The following is a 22068-nucleotide window of genomic DNA, read 5'->3' as shown; positions in this document are numbered from 1 at the left end:
ATGAAAAGCGGCCCCCGCAGGGGCCGCTTTGGTGATGCAAAGAAAACGCCGCCTCAGTCGTCCAGCGCTTCGGGCAGATCGGTGACTGCCCCTTTAGACGCGGAGCTGACCGTCTTGGCGTACTTGGCCAGCGTGCCACGCGTGTAGCGCGGTGCCGGACGCTTCCAGGCCTCGCGACGCCGATTCATCTCGTCGTCGCTGATATGCAATGTCATCACGTCATTCTCGGCATCGATAGTGATCTCATCATGATCTTCGATCAGACCGATGGGGCCACCCACGAAGGCTTCCGGCGTGATGTGCCCAACCACGAAACCGTGACTGCCGCCGGAGAAACGCCCATCGGTGATCAGTGCGACCTTGTCGCCCAGGCCGCGCCCCATGATCGCCGAAGTTGGCGTCAGCATCTCGCGCATGCCGGGGCCACCCTTGGGACCTTCGTAGCGGATGACCACCACATCCCCGGCAACCACGGTCAGATCATTGATCCGCGCCTGTGCTTCCTCTTCGGAGTTGAAGACTCGCGCACGCCCCGTGAAGCGCGTGCCTTCCTTGCCGGTAATCTTGGCGACCGCGCCTTCCGGTGCCAGATTGCCATAGAGAACGCGCAAGTGGCTGGAGGTTTTGACCGGCTTGTCGAGCGGCTTGATGATGTCCTGATCCATCGGGTACGGCGCCACATCGGCCAGATTCTCGGCCAGCGTGTTACCAGTCACGGTCAGGCAGTCGCCGTGGAGCAAGCCCGCGTCGAGCAGGATCTTCATCATCGGCTGGATACCACCGATGGCTACCAGCTCACTCATCATGTAGTGGCCGCTCGGACGCACGTCCGCCAACACTGGCACGCGTTTGCCGATCTCGGTGAAGTCGTCGAGCGAGAGCTCGACGCCAATGGTGTTGGCAATCGCCAGCAAGTGCAGCACGGCGTTGGTCGAACCGCCCAGCGCGATGACCACGGTAATGGCGTTCTCGAACGCCTTGCGGGTCATGATGTCGGAAGGCTTGAGATCCAGTTCGAGCAGCTTGAGCACGGCTTCGCCAGCGGCGCGGCAATCGTCGTTCTTGGTCTGCGAGACCGCTTCCTGCGCCGAGGAGTTGGGCAGGCTCATGCCCATGGCCTCGATAGCCGACGCCATGGTGTTGGCGGTGTACATGCCACCGCAGGAGCCCGGCCCCGGAATCGCCGTCTCCTCGATCTGCTTGACGTCGATCAGTGACATGTTGCCCTGAGAATAGGCGCCCATCGCCTCGAACACCGAGACGATATCGGTATGCCCGGCGCCGGGCTGGATGGTGCCGCCATAGACGAAGATGCTGGGGCGATCAAGACGCGCCAGACCGATCATGCAGCCCGGCATGTTCTTGTCGCAGCCACCGATGGCGACCACGCCATCGAAACCCTCGCAGCCGGAAACGGCTTCGATGGAGTCGGCGATGATCTCGCGCGAGGCCATCGAGTACTTCATGCCCTCGGTGCCGTTGGCGATACCGTCGGAGATGGTGATGGTATTGAACACCACACCCTTGCCACCGGCAGCATCGGCGCCGTCACTGGCAGCGTCGGCCAATACGTTGATGTGGCTGTTGCACGGCGTGACGCGGCTCCAGGTCGAGGCGATGCCCACCTGCGGCTTCGTGAAATCCTCGTCGTTGAAGCCTACCGCACGTAGCATGGCGCGACTGGCCGCCTTGCCCGGGCCGTCGACCACATTGGCGGAATGGCGGCGACGCGGATCGGCGTTCTCCGGAAAGTCCTGCTGGCTCATCAAGTGCTCCTTTTCGTCTGGTAGGCCCGAGGGCGAATTATGGGCGACGCATGCCGGCTGTGATGATGCAGCGATAAAGACGAGCGACGTGCGTCGAGGCGTCACGGTCACATGACGTTGCGCGGGCCTCGTATTTCTTGGGTAAGGCGGCTCTCGTGAAGCGGCTCTTCTAGTGAAACGACCTGGATAAAGCGACTCGCCATGCCCCGCGCAGAAAGGGGTAAGCCCATTGTAACGACGTTGGGCGCGATCGGACATCCGATCGCGCCCAATAGTGAGCACGTGAATACGACCCTTCGGGCCGTGTGCGACGCAGCTAGGCGAAGACCACCTTGGCCACGTCCCGGTAGCGATTGGCGAAGTGCACGGTCATCCCCTTCTTGAGGTAATCGGGCAGCTCCTCATAATCGCGGCGGTTGGGCTCGGGCAGAATCAACTCGAAGATATCGCTGCGCCGCGCGGCGATTACCTTCTCGCGAATTCCCCCTACCGGAATCACCTGGCCGCTCAGCGTCAATTCCCCGGTCATCGCCAGGGGCCGATCAAGGGGCTGCTGCTTGGCCAGCGACAGCAGAGCCGTGGTCATCGTCACGCCAGCCGAGGGGCCATCCTTGGGCGTGGCACCCTCGGGCACGTGCATATGCACATGCGCCTCGTCGAAGAAGGTCGGGTCGGCGCCGAACTCCTTGAGATGCGCCATCGTATAGCTATAGGCGATGTTCGCCGACTCCTGCATCACGTCGCCCAACTGGCCGGTGAGCTTGAGACCGCGCGATTTCGCGTGCACGCGTGCCGCTTCGACCGGCAACGTCGCCCCGCCCATCGAGGTCCATGCCAGCCCGGTGACCACGCCGACGCCCTTGAGCACTTTTTCCTTACGGAACGTCGGCGCGCCCAGGAAGTCCTCGAGGTTGTTGACCGAGATCTTGACCGTATCCTGCTCGTTTTCGAGCATCGTCACCGCCGCCTTGCGCACGATGCGGTGCAGCTGCTTTTCCAACTGACGCACCCCAGCCTCGCGCGCATAGCCTTCGATCACGCGTCTGAGTGCGGCATCGGTGAGGTTGATGCGCTTCTTGGGAATGCGGTCGCGCTCGAGCAGCTTGGGCCACAGATGGTGCTTGGCGATGGCCATCTTTTCCTCGGCGATATAGCCCGACAGACGGATCTGCTCCATACGGTCGAGCAGCGCCGGCGGCAACGAATCCAGCGTGTTGGCGGTGCACACGAATAGTACCTTGGAAAGGTCCATGCGCACGTCAAGGTAGTGATCGAGGAAATCGACGTTCTGCTCGGGGTCGAGCACTTCGAGCAGCGCCGAGGCCGGATCGCCCTGGAACGACTGGCCCATCTTGTCGACCTCATCGAGCATGATCACCGGGTTTTCGACCTCGACTTCCTTGAGCGCCTGCACCAGCTTGCCTGGCATCGCCCCGATATAGGTGCGCCGGTGCCCCTTGATTTCGGCCTCGTCGCGCATGCCGCCCACCGAGAAGCGATAGAACTCGCGGCCCAGGGCTTCGGCGATGGAGCGTCCCACCGAGGTCTTGCCGACCCCCGGCGGGCCGACCAGCAGCAGGATGGAACCGCCGACATCGCCCTTGAAGGTACCTTCGGCGAGGAACTCGACGATGCGCTCCTTGACGTCCGTCAGACCGTCATGGTCTCGGTCGAGGATCTTGCGGGCACGCGGCAGGTCGAGTTGATCCTCGGAGGTAATCCCCCACGGCAGCGACGTCAACCAATCGAGATAATTGCGAGTAGTGCCATATTCCGGCGAGCCTGTCTCGAGTACCGAGAGCTTGCCCAGCTCGTCCTCGATGCGTTCCATGACGCGCTCGGGCACTTCCAGGTTCTCGAGGCGTTCGCGGAAGGTATCGACATCGTTCTCGCGATCGTCCTTGGAGATCCCCAATTCACGCTGGATGACCTTGAGCTGTTCTCGCAGGAAGAACTCGCGCTGGCGGTCCTGCATCTGCGCGTTGACCTGCTCGCTGATCTCGCTTTGCAGCTGCGCTACCTCGATTTCCTTGCGCAGCAGCGGCAGCACCTTCTGCATGCGCGCCATCACCGGCAGCGTCTCGAGCACTTCCTGAAGCTCAGGCCCTTTGGCCGAGGTGATGGCCGCAGCGAAATCGGTCAGCGGACCAGGCTCATGAGGACTGAAGCGGTTGAGATAATGCTTGAGTTCCTCGCCATACAGCGGGTTGATCGGCAGCAATTCCTTGATGCCGTTGATCATCGCCATGGCGTAGGCGCGCGCTTCCTCGTCGCTGGCCTCGATGGATTCCTTGGGATAGGTGACCTCGACCAGGTACGGCGGTGTCTTCGACAACCAACGTACGATGCGAAAACGCCGCACCCCCTGGGCGATGAATTGGATCTGCTGCTCTTCGGTCTGCGAGCGATGGACCTTTACCGCCGTGCCAATCTCCGGAAAGTCACCGGGTCCTAACTCATCGACGCCGGAATCGCCGACGAACGCCACCCCGACGCTTTGGTGCGGCGTATTGCCGACCCGCTCCATGGTGTCTTCCCAGCGTTCGCGGTGGATGACCAGCGGCTGCACCTGCGCGGGAAAGAACGGCCGGTTGTGAATCGGCAGCAGATAGAGACGCTCGGGCAGGTAGTCCTGCGTCGGCACTACCGCGCGTCCTTGGGAGGTCGACTCCTGGTCGTCCTGCGCCGGGGAATTTTCCTCTTCGGCGTCTTGCCGAGCCTCTTCGAGTTCGGCGTAAAAATCTCTGGATTGATCCTGATCGCGTTCGCTCATCATTCACCTTGAGAGTCGTCGGGCAAATCGCCCGTTTGCCAAAAGGAATGCGGGCGTCATCGACGAACTTCAAGCCTACACGAGGTGATGCTTACCAATGCAGCGCACGCTCATTGACGCGCCACTGACCGTCATCGATGCGAAACACCAAACGCGGCGTTTCCGGTGCAAGCCCCAGATGCAAGGCCAAAAGCGCCGGCGCATCGACAAGCGTGACGTGGCCATCGAGACGTTGCTGGAGGTGGCGCCAAAAAGCGGGGGACGTCACCGGTGTGGCCGCCAGCGAGGCCGAATCATCACCGTCGAGCGTCAATTCGCCGAAGGCGCGGCTATCGACGCCGAAGGCCTCGCTGGTCACTTGAAGGGCCTTCAACGTGAGTCGCGGTGAATCACGCAGCACATCCGCCACCAAAGGGGTCAAGCGCGCCCACCGCGACGTCTCATCGATAGAGGTCACGTCACGGCCGCTGTCGGCGCCTACGCTATCGGCAGGCATGCGTTCGACCAAAGCACGCAGTGCATCGGCATCGACGCGCTCCAGCCCCAGCGACATGCGTCCCGAGGCCACCGATTGCCCCGCCACGGCGATATCCGCCACGTCGCCTTCGCCGTGATAGCCGAAGGTCTCATCGTCAAGGCGCATATCGGCCTCGTAATTCAGCGCATTCAGCGAGAACGGCGCGCCGCCGTGCCAGGTCAGCGTCGCCAGAGAAAGGCGTGTGGTGTGATGGAAGGTCCGCTCGTCGCCGCGATGGCGCCCTTCAACGTCGAGCGCGCCGATATCCAGCGATACCTCGCCCAGCGAGACGCGCCACGGGGCCGAGCGAAGATGGTAACGCACGTCACCGGCATGCCCACGCAACATCAGCTCGCCGGCGCCGACTTCCAGCGACGCCGGCTTCGGCAGCACACCGCGAGAGGTGAACGCCGGCCATTTCAGTTGCCCTTTCATGTCGCCCGACAACGTTCGGTAAGTCGCCTGCCATGTCGGAGCCGCATCCGCCGCCAACAACGTTTCCCCCGCATGGGTGACGACCGCTTCGCCATCGAGATGGCTGCTCAGAACGCCGTGGCGAACGCGGTACGGCAGCGCCACGCGCAGCGGGCTGCCTTCCGGCGCGACGGTTTCCAGACGCAGGACCCCGGAGGAATGCCACCACCCTTGTTCGACCTCATGCCGCGAGGCCTGCCAGCCATCGCGAGCATCCAGCCGTGCAGTCAGACGCTCCAGCGCCTGTTCGCCGACATGACTCGACCACGCCTGCGCCGCGCACCAACCGATGCCTAACAACACAAGCAGGCAAGCCCCGCCGATCCAGCGTTTTTTGTGCATTATGATGTCTCCAGATCAAGCGCGGCGCATTCACGTCTTTTCAGGCGGGCATGTCATTGGCCATGCGCAGCGCCTGACGCGACGAGGTGATGGTGGGACGCAACATTCTCCACTGTCGGCCGGCCTCGTCCACGTCCGCCTGGCGCGCCGCGCGCTCCAGGCAATCACTGCCGTGAACCAAGCGCATCAAGGCCAGCGACGACGATTCGCCCTTGAGGCGATGGGCCAGCTCGGCCGTACGTGTCATGTCAGCATCGACGATTGCCGCATCGAGCGCCTCCTCCAGCACCCGGGACTGATACTGCCAAGCGGCGACCAGCGCGCTGCGCTGCGCCACTCCCAGCGCCTCACCAAGCATGTCGAATTCCGGGCGATCGAGGAGTGCCGGCATCGTATCCGCAGACTCCACCATGGCAGATGACCGGACCTCGTCAGGCGTGGTCGCCTCTGCCGGATCGCGTACGCCGAAGTGCACTAGGGTATCGACCAGAACCTGCTGGCGTATGGGCTTCGTCAACACTTCCGCGATACCGGCGGCCAAGGCCCGTTGGTGTTCTTGGGTGGTGACGCTCGCAGTCATCGCGACCAGAGGGGTGGTCTGATTCGGACCGTCCTGGGCGATAATCCGCCGTGCCGTCTCCGGCCCATCGAGCGTAGGCATGCGAATATCCAGGAAAATCAAGGCGAACGGTGTGTGCTCGGTCAGCGCCAAGGCAGCTTCGCCGCTGTCGGCTACATTCACCGTATGCCCGAGACGCTCGAGCATGGCAACCGCCACCTGGCGATTGACGGGATTATCCTCAATCACCAGCAGGGGCGCCGTGCATGCTGCCGTCGCGCTCCATGTTTCTCCTGACGGAATGTGCTTTCCCCCGCGTTCGGCGTCGCGGGGTAATGGCAGCTCGAACCAGAAGCGACTGCCCTCATTGGCCAGACTCGAGACGCCGATACGCCCCTGCATGGCTTCCACCAGACGCTTGCTGATAGCCAGTCCCAAGCCGGTCCCATTCTGCGTGGCTGCCCCCTGGTAAAAAGGCTGAAACAAACGTTCGCGGTCGACATCCTCGATGCCGCAACCGGTGTCGCTTACCTCGAAATGTATCCAATCGCCACGCATCGGTTTGACGATCAGCGTCACGCTACCTTGCCGCGTAAACTTGAGCGCGTTGGAGAGAAGGTTGAGCAACACCTGGCGCAAGCGCCCCACATCGCCGACCAGATACTCGGGTAACGCCGGCGAGACGACACTCGCGAACTCGACACATGTGGCGCGCGGCTCGAGCAATCGCATCAAGGACCCGACAAGCTCGGGGAGAGAAAACATCTCACGCTCGATGTCCAGATGCCCGGCCTCGATTTTGGAAAAATCCAACAGATCGCTGATCAACGCCAGCAGCTGTGAACCACTATCGTGGATGGTCTCGACATATTGATACGAGGTTTCATCCAGCGCGCGCTCACGCAGCAGTTCCGTCATACCCAACACGCCGTTGAGCGGTGTGCGTATCTCATGGCTGACGGTGGCCAAGAAATCCGACTTGGCCTGGTTGGCGGACTCGGCATGACGCGCGGTCTCCTGAAGCTCCTGGCTCAGATGCTCCAATGCCCGGCGCGCCGCGATGTTCTCTCCCGCCTCCTGAAACAGGAAGCGAATTACCAGCACGGTGGCGACACACATCAGCAAGATCAGCGCCAGCAAGGCGGCATAGAGTGCCAACTGCATTTCGCGCTCACGCGTCTTGGATTCGGCGAGATAAGCGTTGACCGATACGACGAGGCGTTCGCTGAGACCGCTCAACGTCTGCAAGCGTTCATCCAGAGAGGCAAGCTCGGGGGACTCGGAGGACATCCGTTTCAAGGCGGCATCGAGCGCATCGCTGCGCGACAGGATCTCCGGCAACAGCGCTCGCGCTTCGGGCAGCGACTGGAAAAGCTCGGCGATTTCGCCTTCTCGTAGCAGATTGATACGGCTATACAGCAATTCGAAGCGCATGCGCACGTCATCGAATTCACCCGGGCTCTGTTCGGCCTGCAAGACGGCATTACGCATCTGGATGGTTTCCCGATCCAGCTTGTAGGCCGCCCAAGCGGCGTCGCCGGCAACGCTCTTGGCCAGGACTTCCTGTCGCCAGATGATCAGACTGACCACCACCAGGGCCGCGACGAAAAACAGAATCGCCGCGCAGGCCCCAAGCTTGAGCCGCATCGGCAAACGCGACACGAGATGGATACGGGAACGCCAAGCCATCATCATTCCACGACGATACGCGCGACCTGCCAGACCGAGCGGAAACGCACTTCCTCGGTCTGCAGTTCGGGGTGGTCATCGAAAGGATAAAGTACGAAAAGCGGGCCGTACTCACGCACCGGCATCGGCTCGCCGTCGCGCTGCATGGCCAGAATTACCCCGTACTCTTTTGCCTCGGGCAGCGGCACATCAGCGGCGAAATCATTCAACGCGACGACGCGCAGCGAATCGCCGTGAGCGCCGACCGCATCGTAAATCGCACCCAGTAAAGGACCTTCGAAGCGCGACGCACCTTCGGTCCAGGGGGTGTGCGTGACGATGGTGCCTTGCGGCAACGCCTGAAGCATCGCGCGATCGAACCGTGCCACGCCATCACCGTTAGTACGCGAGACATCTCCCTCCACGGTCAACATGACCTTTCCTTCAGGCACCGGCAATGGGTGAGCATGTACCACCGAGGCGTTGGACATGAGCAAAAAGAGGCCAAATCCGGCCATCATGCCTCGACGTCCCAGGCATTGCCTCAGCGTCATCAAGATACTCATGATTAGCCGTTCCCATCCGAGTGCGAGCAAAAACGTCATACCGCTACCAATGACCCTACCACCGCAACATGGTGCTTGCATGCCAGACTCGGTTGCCGAATGTCGTGGCCGGTCTATCCTCACTCCAGCACCTCGAGGCGATCATGACGCGTGATGCGGCCTTCGTTTTCGGCAATCAGGTTCTGCCCGAAATACACCTTGCCGCCCTCGCCGCGCCGGTAACCGGCCAGCGTGCGCAAGGGTTCGCGCCCCTCCTTGAATGTCCCCGTGGCGGGATCGACGCTGACCATGGCGCAGCGTGCGCACGGCTTGTCGACGCGGAACACGACCTCGCCCAGACGGATGCGTCGCCACTCGTCCTCGGCATACGCCGAGGTACCCGCGATCACCAGATTGGGGCGAAACTGCGCCATGCGATGAGGCTCAGCAGTACGCGTGTTGAGATCGGCCAACGAGGCCTCGGAGATCAATAACAGCGGGTAGCCGTCGGCAAAGCTGACGCGCTGTTCGATGGAGCGCCGATAACGTGCGGATTGTTCACCCAGCCACAACAACCGCGCGGGTTCGCCCGCCACCTCACTGAACCAGGCATCGAGGCGTGCATGCGTGGTCCAGGCATCGAAGTCGTCGGCCCATACTGTGGTGGCAAAGGTCGCCAGATCGAAGGTCTCCACCGCGAGCTCCAACGCGGGCAGTTGCGGATGCGACAGGCTCAGCGTCTGACCGTCGAATGTTGCGGTCACGCGCTGCAACTGAGGGTGTGTGCGGGCGGTTAGAAAGGTGCCATCGGGCTTGGCGACCATGAAACGCCGATCGCCTACGATCCCTTCCACACCGACCCATGCCGACTCTTGCATGCGTCCCGCCGTGGATTTGATGGGATAAAGGTGAATCGTGGACAGTGTCGCCATGGCAGCCTCATTGGGTTTATGGGGAGAAGGTATCTTGGCGTATTGTCGCAAAAAATACCGACTGCCGCCTCGATAGTGACACGCCATTGCCTCTTCCATGCGCCGGGCGACAGCCACCATCAAAAACGCCCGCCTCTCTCGAGGCGGGCGCAGCGTCGACGCGATGCGTCCGTTTACGTCGTGGCGTCGACGTGCCGGCTCGGTGTCGGCCGCCGGCGACGTTGCAGCCAGACGACGAGTGCGAATACCGCCAGTCCCGGTATCCACATCCACTCCTTCGGCCAGCGCTCGACAGGCGCACGGATCGACACGATCTCTTGGTCGAAATCGAAGCCCAGCTCCTCCGCCTGGCTATCGAAATCGGTCATGTCGACCAGCGTCTTGCCATCCTCCTGCATCAAGGTCAGCCCCAGGTTCTGCATACGCTCGCTACCGCTGTCGCCATCCGGCGCCGGCACCAGTATCACGAAGCTGGTGGGTAACCCATAGGCATCGAGACCGTCGACACGAACGCGCAGGTTGCTATCGTTATCGATGGCGCCCAACGCTTGCTCGAACTGCGCAGGAGGGATGTCCCGATAAGGATCATGAATCATGTCCATCCAGAAGCCGGGGCGAAACAGCGTGAAAGCCACTAGCAACAGCAGCAGACTCTCGTACCAACGGTTTCTCACCACCATGTAGCCCTGCGTGGCGGCGGCAAAGATCAGCATCGCTCCTGTCGCCACCACGAAGATCAGTATGCCGTGCCACCAGTTCACATCGATCAACAGCAGATCGGTATTGAAGATGAACAGGAAAGGTAGCGCCGCCGTACGCAAGCTGTAATAAAACGCCTGAAAACCGGTGCGAATGGGGTCGCCCCCGGAAATCGCCGCGGCGGCGAACGAGGCCAGTCCCACCGGAGGCGTCACATCGGCCATGATGCCGAAATAGAAGACGAACAAGTGCACCGCGATCAACGGTACGATCAAGCCATTCTGTTCGCCCAACTGGACGATGACCGGTGCCAGCAACGCGGAGACCACGATATAGTTAGCCGTGGTTGGCAGCCCCATCCCCAGAATAAGGCTCAACACCGCCGTCAGCATGAGCATCAGCAACAGATTGCCCATCGACAGCGTCTCGACCAAACCTGCCAGTACCAGCCCTACCCCGGTCTGGGATACAGCGCCGACGATAATCCCCGCCGCCGCCGTGGCGATGCCGATGCCGATCATGTTGCGTGCACCGTCGATCAGGCCCTCCCAGAGGTCGACGACGCCACGCTTGACTTCATTGCCTAACCCGCCGCGTCCACGGAAGAATGCCTCCAGCGGACGCTGGGTCAGAATGATGACGATCATGAGCACGGTCGCCCAGAATGCCGAGAGGCCTGGCGACAAGCGTTCCACCATCAGGCACCACACCAGCACCACGACGGGCAGCAGGAAATAGAGCCCCACCATTACCGTGGGCCGCGTTTGTGGTAACACCGTAATGTCAGTACTGGCATCGTCCTTATCGAGCTCGGGGTAACGCGACCCTAGCTTGAGCAGCGCCACATAGATCACTGCCAGCCCAACGGCGGCTACCCACGGCATGGCATCGCCCAACACCGGCTTGAGCCACCCCAACCCGTAATACACGATCAGTGCCAGGGCCATGATACCCACCAGCCCGGTCAGGAAACCGACGATTTTCTGCAGCCATGGGCGTACTGGGTTGCTGCTCTCGAGCCCCCGCATATTGGCCTTGAGTGCCTCGAGGTGAACGATGTAGATCAGTGCGATATAGGAAATCAACGCCGGCAGGAAGGCATGCTTGATGACTTCAACATAGGAAATGCCCACATACTCGACCATCAAGAACGCCGCAGCCCCCATCACCGGCGGCATGATCTGACCATTGACCGACGACGAGACTTCGACCGCACCGGCCTTGGTGGGACTAAAGCCGACACGTTTCATCATGGGAATGGTAAAGGTACCGGTGGTCACGGTATTGGCAATCGAGGAGCCCGAAATAAGACCGGTCATGCCCGAGGCGACGACCGCCGCCTTGGCTGGGCCGCCGCGATAGTGGCCCAGCATCGAAAACGCCATCTTGATGAAATAGTTTCCGGCCCCTGCCTTATCCAGCAAGGCGCCGAACAATACGAACAGGAACACGAAGCTGGTCGACACGCCCAAGGCGATGCCGAACACGCCTTGCGATGTGAGCCACTGGTGATTGACCAGGCCATAAAGGCTCACCCCGCGATGCGCCAGCATTCCTGGCATGTAGGGGCCCGCCAGCGAATAGACGATGAACACGAGCGCCACGATCATCAGCGGCGGCCCAAGCGCACGTCGCGTGGCTTCCAACAGCAACAACAGACCGATCACACCGATGATGACGTCCTGCAGGATCGGCGCGCCAGGGCGCTGTGCAAGCTGCTCGTAAAAGAAATACATGTAGGACGCCGCAAAGGCGCCTACCAAAGCCAACCCCCAGTCCAGCATCGGCACTCTACCGCGCGGTGAGCGCTTGAAGGCCGGATAGGACATGAAAGCCAGGAAGATGGCAAAAGCCAGATGGATGGAACGTGCCTCCGTGGCACTGAACACCCCAAAACCAAACACGAAGGGTAAGGGCGAAGCGATCCAGAGTTGGAACAACGACCAGACCGCCGCCACGCAAAGCAGCAGTTTGCCAACCGGCCCCGCGGGCTTGCGAGCCCCGGTCTCGTTGGCAGCCAGTTCTTCAAGCTCGGCTTCTCGCGTGGATGCCGTCGACTTATCGTCTTGCATACTGTTGTCCCGGTGGTGTCGGTCAGGGCGTGCTTCGCGTGCCCTGACCGACCAAAAAACACATCACAGTCGCTTGTTTCGTTCGCCACCGCGTGGCCAGAACCAGAGATGCGCGGCGCCGAAGCGGCCGCGCATCGTCTAGCACGACATCAAGCTAACGCTTACAACCAACCACGCTCTTTATAATAGCGTTTGGCGCCCTCGTGCAGCGGCGCGGAGAGACCGTCGGAAATCATTTCTTCCGGTTCCAGGTTGGAGAAGGCCGGGTGCAGACGCTTGAAACGATCGAAGTTGTCGAACACTGCCTTGACCACTTCGTAGACGACATCGTCATCCACCTTGGAGGAAGTCACGAAAGTCGCCTTGACGCCGAACGTCTCGACATCTTCATCGTTGCCCTTGTACATGCCACCGGGAATGACCGATTTGGCGTAGTAGGGATATTCCTCGACCAAGCCATCCACCGCGTCATCGTTCAGCGGGACGAGGTTGGCATCTACGGTCGTGGTTGCTTCCTGAATCGCGCCATTGGGATGGCCGACCACATACGCCATGGCATCGATGTTGTTATCCGCCAGCGCCGAGGCCATTTCGGAAGCGCCCAACTCGGAGGCCAGCGAGAACACATCTTTGTCCCAGCCTTCGGCATCCATCAGCACTTCCATGGTGGCGCGCTGGCCGGACCCCGGGTTGCCGATGTTGACGCGCTTACCCTTGAGATCTTCGACCCCGTGGATATCAGCATCCTTGCGCGCCAGAACGGTCAACGGCTCGCCGTGCACGGAAAATACCGCACGCAGGTCTTCCATCGGCTGCTTGAAATCACCCTCGCCATTGTAAGCACGATATTGCACGTCGGATTGCGCGACGCCCATGCTCAGCTCATCGGACTTGATGCCGTTGATATTGGCCACGCTGCCACCGGTAGACGGTGCGTTACAGCGAATGTTGGTGTCTTCCGAGTTACGGTTGACCAGACGACAGATCGACTGACCCACCACGTAGTAAACCCCTGTCTGCCCACCTGTCCCGATGGTGACGAAGCGCTCCTGATCTTGAGCCATCGCCGGCGTCGAAAGCGCGGCGGCACCCAGCAGGGCCCCGGAGAATAGCGCAGCGGTAAAGGCGTAACGTTTCATGCATCACCTCTTTAACATTATTTTGACGAGCCGATCGCAAGGCCGAGGCCACGACCGGCAATCGGGAGCGACCGAAAAGCACTGCGAAGGCAGTACGCTCCAGCGCATTCAATTCCCTTGCAACCAGCTTAGGCAATATGTGCTAAAGCCGATAGCCGGCGGGCATGATAACCGCCCGTTGCGCCGACCGGAACAGACGTTTTCCATATCGAGCCCGTATTCGACTAACGTCTAACCCGACAGCACGGTAAACAACATCTTTACCGATAGCGCCATCAAGACGAACGCGAAAATGCGCTTGAGCGCAGACACGGGTAGACGATGGGCGAGCCGAGCGCCCAATGGCGCGGTGAAGAAGCTCACGCTCGCCATCAGGATCACCGCCGGCCAGTAGACGAACCCCAGCGTCCCCACAGGCAACCCCGGCTCTCCCCAGCCATTGATCAGGTAGCCGATCGCCCCTGCCAACGCGATCGGCAGGCCCACCGCCGCGGACGTGCCGATCGCACGCCGCATGGAGACGTTGCACCAGGTGAGAAACGGCACCGTCAACGAACCGCCACCGATGGCGACCAAAGCGGAGATACCGCCGATGCCCAGTCCCACGCCTGATACGCCCCAGGCGCCCGGCAAGGTGCGCGACGGCTGGGGCTTGAGATTAATCAGCATCTGTAACGAGACGAAGGCCATGAAACAGGCAAAGAAGATGGCCAACCCCGACGTGGGTACGTGGGACGCCAGGAATGTGCCCAGAAACGTCCCCACTAGAATGCCCGGCGTGATGGAGCGCACTACCGGCCATACCACCCCGCCGCGACGATGATGCGCTCGCAGGCTCGCCAGCGATGTGGGTACGATGGCGGCCAGCGACGTCCCGAGCGCCACATGCACCAGGGTGTCATGCGGGAACCCCTGCAGAGCGAACAGCGATGTCAGTATCGGCACCATGATGCCGCCACCGCCGACCCCCAACAGGCCAGCGAAGATACCCACCACACCGCCCAAGGCCAGATAAGCCAACCACCATATCGGATCCACGTGCTCACTCCTTGTCATCGAACATTCGGTACCACTTCAGCGTCGACAGCCGGCCCGCTAGCCTAGCGCGGCGATAGCAATGGCGCGATCGGAAGCCGATCCCCCACTTCGATATCGTGCCGGTCGAAGTATCCGGCATTGACCTCCAGTGCCGCGCGAAACGGCACCTTGGCCGCATAACTGGGGCACTCGGCGCTGGAAGCGGCCTGGCACGGCAGCATGCGCCGGATGGCGCGTACCTCACCGTCCGCGCCTAGAAAGGCAATATCCAGCGGGATACGCGTGCGATACATCCAGAACGCCGCCTCAGGAGGTTGTCGGCGTGGGTAGACGAATAGCATGCCAGCATCCGTTGCGAGCACGTCGCGCTCCATCAATCCCCGGGAACGCTCGTCGGCCTGCCTGGCTACCTCCACCGATAGCGTCTCTCCGGCCACTTCCAAGGTGGCGCGTTCGAGCGTCGAGCGCTCCTCTCCAAACGCCGGCACGAATGTCAGCGCCAACAGGCCCAACACCATCCAGCCCGACACGTACAATGTCCGTTTCATGCGCTATCCTCTTGCGTTCTACCACCCAACGCGAATGATGCCTGACGTCACTCGCCTACAAGGACGCCCCCGTGCCGCTTCGCGACCTCCTGCTTGGCCTTCTGGTCATCGTCATCTGGGCCTTCAACATCATCGTCATCAAGGTCGGCGTGGATGACATGCCGCCACTGATGCTGATGACACTGCGTTTCATGCTGGTCGCCGTTCTGGTCGTCCCCTTCACCCGCGTGACACGACGGCAACTGCCGTGGCTGCTGGTGCTATCGGTCACCTTCGGGGGGCTGCATTTTCCGTTGCTGTTTCTGGGCCTGGGGCAGGCCGAGGCCGGTACCGGCGCTTTGCTGGTGCAGATGGGGACGCCCTTTGCCACCTTGCTCGCCGCCGTATTTCTCAAGGAACGCCTCGACCTTCGGCGCTTGCTTGGGTTGTTGCTGGCCTTCGCCGGCGCCGTGATACTCGCCGGTGGGCCGGCACTGCCCAATGCCACGGCCACGTTGACGCTCTTGACCAGCGCCCTGGCCTGGGCAGTGTCGACGTTGATCATCAAGCGTGCGCCGGCTATCTCGCCGCTGACGCTGACCGGCTGGATCGCGCTGTTCGCGATTCCCCAGGTCGCACTGGGCAGCTGGCTTTTCGAGACTCAGCACTTGCAGACGCTTCGCCATGCCGGCTGGATCGGCTGGGGCGCGGTATTCTACACGGCGGTAATGTCGTCGATCATCGCCTACGGCTTGTGGTATGCGTTGCTGCGCCGTCACCCGATCAACCGCGTCGTTCCGCTGACGTTGCTTATGCCGGTCATCGCCGTTTTCCTCGGCGTCTGGCTGCTCGACGATGGCCTGGATAGTCACAAGTTGCTCGGCGGGGCACTGGTCATCGCCGGGCTGGCGGTGATCAACCTGCCAGGAAGGCGACGTCCTCGCGCCGCGTCCTGAATACACTCACATCACAATCACATCATGGCGGGAAATCGTCACGCTACGCAGCCGCGCCTGCAACGCTTGGCCCGTATGCAGCCCCATTTGGCTGACCGCTTCACGGGTGAGACGCGCCCGCAGCGCCTGCCCGCCGACGTCCAGCATCACCTCGACGAAGGGACCGTGGGTTTCATCACCGATCTCTCGCAGCGTCGCCGGTAGGCAATCGACATCCGGCATCGGCGGCGTCCGCGTGGAGGTGACGCCCACATCGCGCGCTCGAAGTCGCAAGCGCACCGCATCACCGACCCTCCCCTCGAGACGCGCGACGCTCAGCATCTCGCCCTCGGGCATGCCCGGCAGCGCCAAACGCGTCAAACAAAGCGCCTCGTCGTGCGCGACGATACGTGCCTCGAGCAACGAGGACGCCTCGAAGTGCCCTGTGCGCGGTCCCAGATCGAGGCGTGCAAACATCTCGTCCACCGGCCCGCTGGCCATCACGCGCCCCTCCTCGATCAATGCCACACGATCAGCCAGCGCCCCGATTTCACGCGTGTCATGGCTAACGAAGAGAATCGGCACGCCAGTGTCGCGCGCCAAGCGCCGGATATAGTGCAGGAGCTCCTGCTTGCGCACCCCATCCAACCCGGTAAGCGGCTCGTCCATCAGCAGCATGCGCGGGCGCGACAGCAACGCCCGACCGATAGCCACGCGCCGTGCCTCGCCTCCCGACAGCAGCCCCGGCGTACGCGATAGCAAATGGCCGATACCCAGAAGCTCGACAAGGTCATCGAAATCCGCGCGCGCCGCGCGCGGCATACCGTAGCGTAGGTTGCCGCGCACCGAATAATGTGGAAACAGTCGCGCTTCCTGAAATACGACGCCCAGCTGGCGCCGGTGGGGCGGCACCCAACGGCGACGCTGGGTATCCACCAGCCATGTATCGCCCAACCGAATACTGCCACTATCCGGCACGCCCAATCCGGCGATCAGCCGAATCAGGCTGCTCTTGCCGCTACCAGAGCGTCCGAACAAGGCCGTGACGCCTTCCGCCGGCACCGCCAGCGAGGTATCGAGCGTGAAATCGCCCAGCCGTTGCGAGACCTTCGCCTCAAGCATGGCGTCCCTCCAGACGCCGGCGCGCACGCCGCGCCAACCATTCCGACGCCACCAACGCGATCAACGCCACGATCACCGAGATCACACACAGCCGCGCTGCCGCGGCCTCTTTTCCGGGCGTTTGCACCAGGCTGTAAAGCGCCAGCGGCAAAGTGCGCGTCTCACCGGGGATGTTGGAGGCAAAGGTAATCGTCGCGCCAAACTCGGATAGCGAGCGTGCGAACGCCAGCACGCCGCCGGTCAGAATGCCCGGCAATATCAGCGGCAGGGTCACCGTCAGAAAGGTCTTCCAACGGCTCGCGCCGAGCGTGCGCGCCGCTTCCTCCAGCTTGCGATCGACCGACTCCAGCGACAGGCGCACGGCACGTACCAGCAATGGAAACGCCATCACCGCCCCAGCAAGTGCCGCCCCTTGCCAGGTAAAGGGAAGACTCACGCCCAGCGTTTCGTGCAGCCATTGGCCCAGCGTGCCTTGTCGCCCCAGCGACACCAGCAGTAGATACCCCACTACTACCGGCGGCAGCACCAACGGCAAATGCACGATGCCATCGAGAAGTGTCTTGCCCGGAAAGTCGAAACGCGCCAACACATAGGCCATGCCCAGCCCCGGCAGCAGGATCGCAGCCACCGCGACACCGGAAACCCGCAGACTCAGGGACAGCGCTTCCCATTCCAGCGGTGTCAGCATTATGACGCGTCTTCCGCCGCCACGCTCGCAAAGCCAAAGCGTTGAAAGATCGCGGCCGCCTGACGGCCATCGAGCCAATCCGCCAGAGACTTGGCCGCATCACTCGGTGCGTCGCCGATCAATGCCATCGGATAGATAATCGGCTCATGGGACGCGTCCGGGAACAGGCCTAGCGTCTTGACCTTGTCGCTGGCTTGGGCATCGCTGGCATAGACGACACCCAACGGTGCCTCGCCACGCTCGACCAGTGCCAAGGCACTACGCACGTTGTCGGCACGCGCTAGCCGTGGCGCGAGCGACATCCATTGACCGAGCGATGTCAGCGCCTGTTTGGCATAGATCCCCGCGGGGACATGCTCCGGGTTGCCGAGTGCCAGGCGCCCCTCTCCCAACCGTTCGGCGATCGAGGCGGTCTCATCCGGTGTGAAGTCCTCGAGATCGCTGTCCCGAGGCGCAATCAGAGCCAGGCGATTGCTCAGCACATCGTGGCGATGCGAAAGCGTGATCCCCTCCTGCGCGTCGAGCCAGTCCATCCAGCGCTCATTGGCCGAGAGATACACGGCCGCCGGTGCACCGTTGGCGATCTGTCGAGCCAGTGTCGATGAAGCGGCGTAAACGGGAACGACCTCGACATCATGATCGCGCATGTAACGCTCGGCCAGCGCATCCACGGCATCGGTCAACGAGGCCGCCGCAAACAAGGTCACGCGCTCGGCAGCCTGCGCCGAAGCACTGCCCAGCCCCAGCAGCAGAACGGCGCCACAAGCGAGACAGGTGCGAACCAATGAACGACGCAACATACGACTCTCCCGATAACCAATATTTAAGTACGCGTAACCGACCCATTCGCATCACGAAAATAGCATGAACGTCCTACGCCGGGCAGGTCACGCTCACTCACACGCCGATATTGGCTGCACACGCACGCACGAAAAGGGAGGCCCAAGGCCTCCCATGAAACACTCATCGGCGTATCGATAAACGCTTAGAACTCGACGCGGATGCCCGCGTTATAGCGGCGACCATCCAGCACCTTCTGGAAGTCTTCGTAATTCACGTCCTTGTCCAAAATGTTGTAGACGCCGCCGAACAGCGTGGCGCTTTCGGTCAAGCGATAGGCAGTCCCGACATCGACGAAGGTGTAGGAAGGAATCTTCTCCTCGACACCCCGGTGGCCCGTTCCCTCGCTCGTACGGCCGCGATAATTGACCCGCGTCCAGGCTGAAAGCGGTCCTTCCGGCTGCCAATTCAGCGTAGCATTGGCCATATGCTTGGGCAGATTGTTGAGCGGCTTGCCTTCATATTGGCCGCTCTTCTGCTCGGAATCGGTGTAGGTGTAATTGGCGCTCAACGAGTAATCCATTCCCAGCGGCAGGGTCAGCGTCGCCTCGACACCTTGCATGGTGACCTCGTCGACGTTATATCTCTCGCTAATGAAGTCGTAGTCATGCCCATCGTAGAGGCAGCTGGCATCCCCTGCACTTTGATCGCAGATACGCTCTTCGGTGATCTTGTCCTCGAAGTCAGTGTGGAATACGGTCAGCCCAGCCTGAGTACCCTGCTGGTTATCCCAAATCACCCCCAGTTCATGGCTGAGGCTTTCCTCCGGTTTCAAGTCTGGATTCCCCAGAATCACGGCATTGCCATTGCGCCCACCCGTGGCCTGCCCCCAGCCAGGAGAGGACTGACGCAGATCCGGCGCCCGATAGCCACTGGTCACGCCACCCTTGACCGTCCACTCAGGTGCGACATTCCATACGCCATACAAACGCGGCGACCAATGCGTGCCGTAGTTCTCATCCTTGTTGAGGCGCGCACCGCCGGTCAGCGAGAAATCCTCGGTGAGCAGCCACTCGTCTTCCAGGAACAGCGCCCACTGCCAGCGCGTCAATTCATCCAAGTCACCCGCCTCGTTACCCCCATCGGTCAGTTCCTGCTTCTCGTACTGCCCGCCCAGGGTCAGAATATGCGCCCCCAACGGCATCACGGTCTGGGAGTTGAACACTGTGCTTTCGTACGCCATATCGCGTGACGGATTATCGATCTCCTCGCGCTGCACGTAGCTGTCCGACGTGCCGAAATCCCAGCGCCCCTGGTGAGTCACAGCATAGTGGCGGCGAATATAGCCTGTCTCACTGCGTGTATTCGAAGCAGCACTAGACTTCCCCGGATTAGTAGTACGCTCCTGCTTGTTGACGCCGGCTTCGAAGTCGAGCGTCTGGCGGTCCGTCGGTGTCCAGGTGAGCTTGGCAGTGCCGTTTCTCATGCTCTGGTCGTTGTAGCCGTTTTCGATCTCGTCCTCGTTGCGCTGCGAATACTGGCCGTACACCTCCAAGCCCAGTACATCGTCCTTGAGTGGCCCACCGACATAGAAGCGAGTCTGATTGATATCGCCGGAGTCGCTATCTTCCTGAATCGTGGTTTCGGCGGTCACGCTGCCGTTCCACTCCTTGGCGACCTTGCGGGTGATGACGTTGATCACGCCCCCCAGCGCATCGGAGCCGTATAGCGAAGACATCGGCCCACGAATCACCTCGATGCGCTCGATGGCCGACAGCGGCGGCAGCCAGCCCTGCTCGATGCCAGGCCCATCGCTGTTGGGGCGCGTCTCCCGCGAGCCCTGACGCTTGCCATCGACCAGAATCAGCGTGTATTTAGATCCCATGCCGCGCAGGCTGATGTCCTGGGACGAACCGCCGCCGGTGACCATAACGCCCGGTACATCCTTCAAGGCATCGGTGATATCGCGGTAATGCTTGTTTTCCAGCGCTTCGCGATCAATGACGCTGATCGAAGCCGGCGCGTTCTTGACCTGCTGCTCGTGACCGCTGGCAGTGACGACGACGTCATTCAACTCGACGTCGTCATCGGCAGCATACGCCAAGGGCGTGCTACAGGCGGTAACGGCTAGCGCCAACGTCGATAGACGTGGAAGGTAGGACATGGTGCGTTGTTCTCCCTGATGAATCCCGCCCCGGCTGCTTCCGGGACTCTTGCGTGATGTTTTAAAATTTAATGCGAATTTTTATCATTTAGATTCTTTCACAAGGAACAACAACAGGCCACGGGACGGGGCGTTTCACAATCCGCAACGCAACGAGAGGCCATTACAGGCGTTAATGATTTTCAAAAACGTCATGCAATATGCCAGAATAGTGACCTACTCCACGCATCACACTGACGATGGCCTATGGCATGCACGATCTCGATGAACTGACCGCGTTCGCCTCGGTCATGGCGTCCGGCAGTCTGACTTCTAGTGCCCGCGAACTGGGGCTAGCGAAGTCGACCCTCAGTCGACGTATAAGTCAGTTGGAGGAACGGCTGGGCCAGCCGCTACTTCGGCGACAAGCCAACCGACTGCTTCCCACCGAAGCCGGTACGCTGTTTCTCGCCTACAGCCAGCAGATCCTGCATCTCGCTGAGCAAGGCCAGCAGGCACTCGACGACTTGCGCGCGGATGTCAGCGGAGAATTGACGGTCGAGGTGCATAATGCCTTCGCGCGTGGCTGGTTCAGCCAGCAAATGGAGGATTTCGTGGCACGTCACCCAGGCGTGCGCCTGAACCTGCATACCCGTTTGACCCCGCCTACGGGCCCCGAAGACGAAACCCTGTGCCTGTGGCTAGGCGACGTCGCCGACTGCGGCCTGCGTCAGGAGACGCTCGGCTACATGCGTCGCGGGGTCTACGCGCATCCCGACTACTTCCGGCGCCATGGCATGCCTCACCACCCCCGCGAACTGACCGAACACGCCTGGGTCGACCTGCTTGGCACCAGCGAACAAGGCGTAACGTTGCATCACGCCCGTGAAGGAGAGACCCGGATCACACTGCCACCGTCACGCCTGCACGTGGATCAATACGTGCTGCATATCGATGCCATCGCGCGGGGGCGCGGCCTAGGCCTTCTTCCCCACTGGATGGCCGAGAAACGCCTGCAGCATCATCCTGGCAGCCTGGCGCCTTGCCTCGCAGAATGGGCGCCCTCATCGCTTCCCATCACCCTGCTCTATCCATTCGGACGTTTGCCCCGCAAGAGCGTTACGCTTCTCGAGCAGATCCGCCAGACCGTTCCAGAGAGCTGGCGCCTGCATTCGCCTATCCCGCCCGAGCGCGTTTTCACGCTAGACTGACAACCTCAAAATGGCATGCTGTACTCTTTTAAAAATGCACGTTCATATAAAAGATGCGTGCATATAAAAGACTGGTTCATGTAGAAGTTGGTCCATGCGAAGGTCGGTTCATGCGAAATGCTGATATGCAGGTGTCGC

At 61.4% G+C, this 22068-nt stretch carries 16 protein-coding genes; 2 read left to right on the top strand and 14 right to left on the bottom strand.

Annotated features, from left to right (window positions below):
* Positions 1-53 precede the first annotated feature (53 nt).
* The 10 genes from ilvD to L1075_RS04875 form a co-directional block, all read right to left on the bottom strand.
* Entirely contained in the window at positions 54-1766 is a 1713-nt protein-coding gene (gene ilvD, locus L1075_RS04920) for a dihydroxy-acid dehydratase (RefSeq protein WP_246940470.1), read from the bottom strand.
* Between the two features lie 316 nt (positions 1767-2082).
* Positions 2083-4539, bottom strand: coding sequence for an endopeptidase La (lon, locus tag L1075_RS04915; RefSeq protein WP_246940467.1), 2457 nt, complete (start codon positions 4537-4539; stop codon positions 2083-2085).
* A gap of 91 nt (positions 4540-4630) precedes the next feature.
* A complete protein-coding gene (locus L1075_RS04910; protein WP_246895524.1) occupies positions 4631-5872 on the bottom strand; it encodes a DUF945 family protein in 1242 nt (413 codons plus the stop codon).
* A 40-nt stretch (positions 5873-5912) separates the two neighbouring features.
* Entirely contained in the window at positions 5913-8120 is a 2208-nt protein-coding gene (locus tag L1075_RS04905; RefSeq protein WP_246895525.1) for an ATP-binding protein, read from the bottom strand.
* Positions 8121-8122: 2 nt separating this feature from the next.
* A complete protein-coding gene (locus L1075_RS04900; protein ID WP_246895526.1) occupies positions 8123-8665 on the bottom strand; it encodes a putative pterin-binding protein in 543 nt (180 codons plus the stop codon).
* Between the two features lie 119 nt (positions 8666-8784).
* A complete protein-coding gene (locus L1075_RS04895) occupies positions 8785-9576 on the bottom strand; it encodes an MOSC domain-containing protein (RefSeq protein ID WP_040242625.1) in 792 nt (263 codons plus the stop codon).
* A 173-nt stretch (positions 9577-9749) separates the two neighbouring features.
* Positions 9750-12347: a TRAP transporter permease gene (locus L1075_RS04890; RefSeq protein ID WP_246895527.1), complete on the bottom strand. Its 2598-nt coding sequence runs from the start codon at positions 12345-12347 to the stop codon at positions 9750-9752.
* Positions 12348-12508: 161 nt separating this feature from the next.
* Positions 12509-13486 carry a TAXI family TRAP transporter solute-binding subunit gene (locus tag L1075_RS04885; protein ID WP_075368082.1) on the bottom strand — a complete coding sequence of 326 codons (978 nt, stop codon included), beginning with the start codon at positions 13484-13486 and terminating at the stop codon, positions 12509-12511.
* A gap of 231 nt (positions 13487-13717) precedes the next feature.
* Entirely contained in the window at positions 13718-14524 is an 807-nt protein-coding gene (locus L1075_RS04880) for a sulfite exporter TauE/SafE family protein (protein WP_245798011.1), read from the bottom strand.
* Positions 14525-14586: 62 nt separating this feature from the next.
* Complete coding sequence (locus L1075_RS04875; protein WP_246895528.1) at positions 14587-15072, bottom strand: DUF192 domain-containing protein; 486 nt, start codon at positions 15070-15072, stop codon at positions 14587-14589.
* 71 nt (positions 15073-15143) lie between these two features.
* Here L1075_RS04875 and L1075_RS04870 point away from each other — a divergent pair, with 71 nt between their 5' ends.
* Positions 15144-16007 carry a DMT family transporter gene (locus tag L1075_RS04870; protein ID WP_246940464.1) on the top strand — a complete coding sequence of 288 codons (864 nt, stop codon included), beginning with the start codon at positions 15144-15146 and terminating at the stop codon, positions 16005-16007.
* Positions 16008-16013: 6 nt separating this feature from the next.
* Here the strand turns inward: L1075_RS04870 and modC are convergent, their stop codons facing one another.
* From modC to L1075_RS04850, 4 genes are all read right to left on the bottom strand, one after another.
* A complete protein-coding gene (modC, locus tag L1075_RS04865; protein WP_246940460.1) occupies positions 16014-17108 on the bottom strand; it encodes a molybdenum ABC transporter ATP-binding protein in 1095 nt (364 codons plus the stop codon).
* Entirely contained in the window at positions 17101-17796 is a 696-nt protein-coding gene (modB, locus tag L1075_RS04860; RefSeq protein WP_175575829.1) for a molybdate ABC transporter permease subunit, read from the bottom strand. The genes modC and modB overlap by 8 nt, the downstream gene beginning before the upstream one ends.
* Positions 17796-18596 carry a molybdate ABC transporter substrate-binding protein gene (gene modA / locus L1075_RS04855; RefSeq protein WP_246940458.1) on the bottom strand — a complete coding sequence of 267 codons (801 nt, stop codon included), beginning with the start codon at positions 18594-18596 and terminating at the stop codon, positions 17796-17798. Before modA ends, modB begins: the two co-directional genes overlap by 1 nt.
* Before the next feature lie 185 nt (positions 18597-18781).
* Complete coding sequence (locus L1075_RS04850) at positions 18782-20740, bottom strand: ligand-gated channel protein (RefSeq protein ID WP_246940455.1); 1959 nt, start codon at positions 20738-20740, stop codon at positions 18782-18784.
* A 251-nt stretch (positions 20741-20991) separates the two neighbouring features.
* Here L1075_RS04850 and L1075_RS04845 point away from each other — a divergent pair, with 251 nt between their 5' ends.
* Positions 20992-21930 carry a LysR family transcriptional regulator gene (locus L1075_RS04845; protein WP_246920126.1) on the top strand — a complete coding sequence of 313 codons (939 nt, stop codon included), beginning with the start codon at positions 20992-20994 and terminating at the stop codon, positions 21928-21930.
* The last annotated feature ends 138 nt before the right edge of the window (positions 21931-22068 follow it).

The organism is Chromohalobacter beijerinckii (genome assembly GCF_023061185.1).
GTDB classification, from domain to species: Bacteria; Pseudomonadota; Gammaproteobacteria; order Pseudomonadales; family Halomonadaceae; genus Chromohalobacter; species Chromohalobacter beijerinckii.
Note: the sequence above shows the minus strand (reverse complement) of the source record. Positions and strands in the feature narration are given on the sequence as shown.

Excerpts from the sequence above, each read along its gene's own strand:
- ilvD (WP_246940470.1), bottom strand. The coding sequence starts at position 1,766 with ATGAGCCAGCAGGACTTTCCGGAGAACGCCGATCCGCGTCGCCGCCAT.
- lon (WP_246940467.1), bottom strand. The coding sequence starts at position 4,539 with ATGAGCGAACGCGATCAGGATCAATCCAGAGATTTTTACGCCGAACTC.
- L1075_RS04910 (WP_246895524.1), bottom strand. The coding sequence starts at position 5,872 with ATGCACAAAAAACGCTGGATCGGCGGGGCTTGCCTGCTTGTGTTGTTA.
- L1075_RS04905 (WP_246895525.1), bottom strand. The coding sequence starts at position 8,120 with ATGGCTTGGCGTTCCCGTATCCATCTCGTGTCGCGTTTGCCGATGCGG.
- L1075_RS04900 (WP_246895526.1), bottom strand. The coding sequence starts at position 8,665 with ATGAGTATCTTGATGACGCTGAGGCAATGCCTGGGACGTCGAGGCATG.
- L1075_RS04895 (WP_040242625.1), bottom strand. The coding sequence starts at position 9,576 with ATGGCGACACTGTCCACGATTCACCTTTATCCCATCAAATCCACGGCG.
- L1075_RS04890 (WP_246895527.1), bottom strand. The coding sequence starts at position 12,347 with ATGCAAGACGATAAGTCGACGGCATCCACGCGAGAAGCCGAGCTTGAA.
- L1075_RS04885 (WP_075368082.1), bottom strand. The coding sequence starts at position 13,486 with ATGAAACGTTACGCCTTTACCGCTGCGCTATTCTCCGGGGCCCTGCTG.
- L1075_RS04875 (WP_246895528.1), bottom strand. The coding sequence starts at position 15,072 with ATGAAACGGACATTGTACGTGTCGGGCTGGATGGTGTTGGGCCTGTTG.
- modC (WP_246940460.1), bottom strand. The coding sequence starts at position 17,108 with ATGCTTGAGGCGAAGGTCTCGCAACGGCTGGGCGATTTCACGCTCGAT.
- modB (WP_175575829.1), bottom strand. The coding sequence starts at position 17,796 with ATGCTGACACCGCTGGAATGGGAAGCGCTGTCCCTGAGTCTGCGGGTT.
- modA (WP_246940458.1), bottom strand. The coding sequence starts at position 18,596 with ATGTTGCGTCGTTCATTGGTTCGCACCTGTCTCGCTTGTGGCGCCGTT.
- L1075_RS04850 (WP_246940455.1), bottom strand. The coding sequence starts at position 20,740 with ATGTCCTACCTTCCACGTCTATCGACGTTGGCGCTAGCCGTTACCGCC.
- L1075_RS04845 (WP_246920126.1), top strand. The coding sequence starts at position 20,992 with ATGCACGATCTCGATGAACTGACCGCGTTCGCCTCGGTCATGGCGTCC.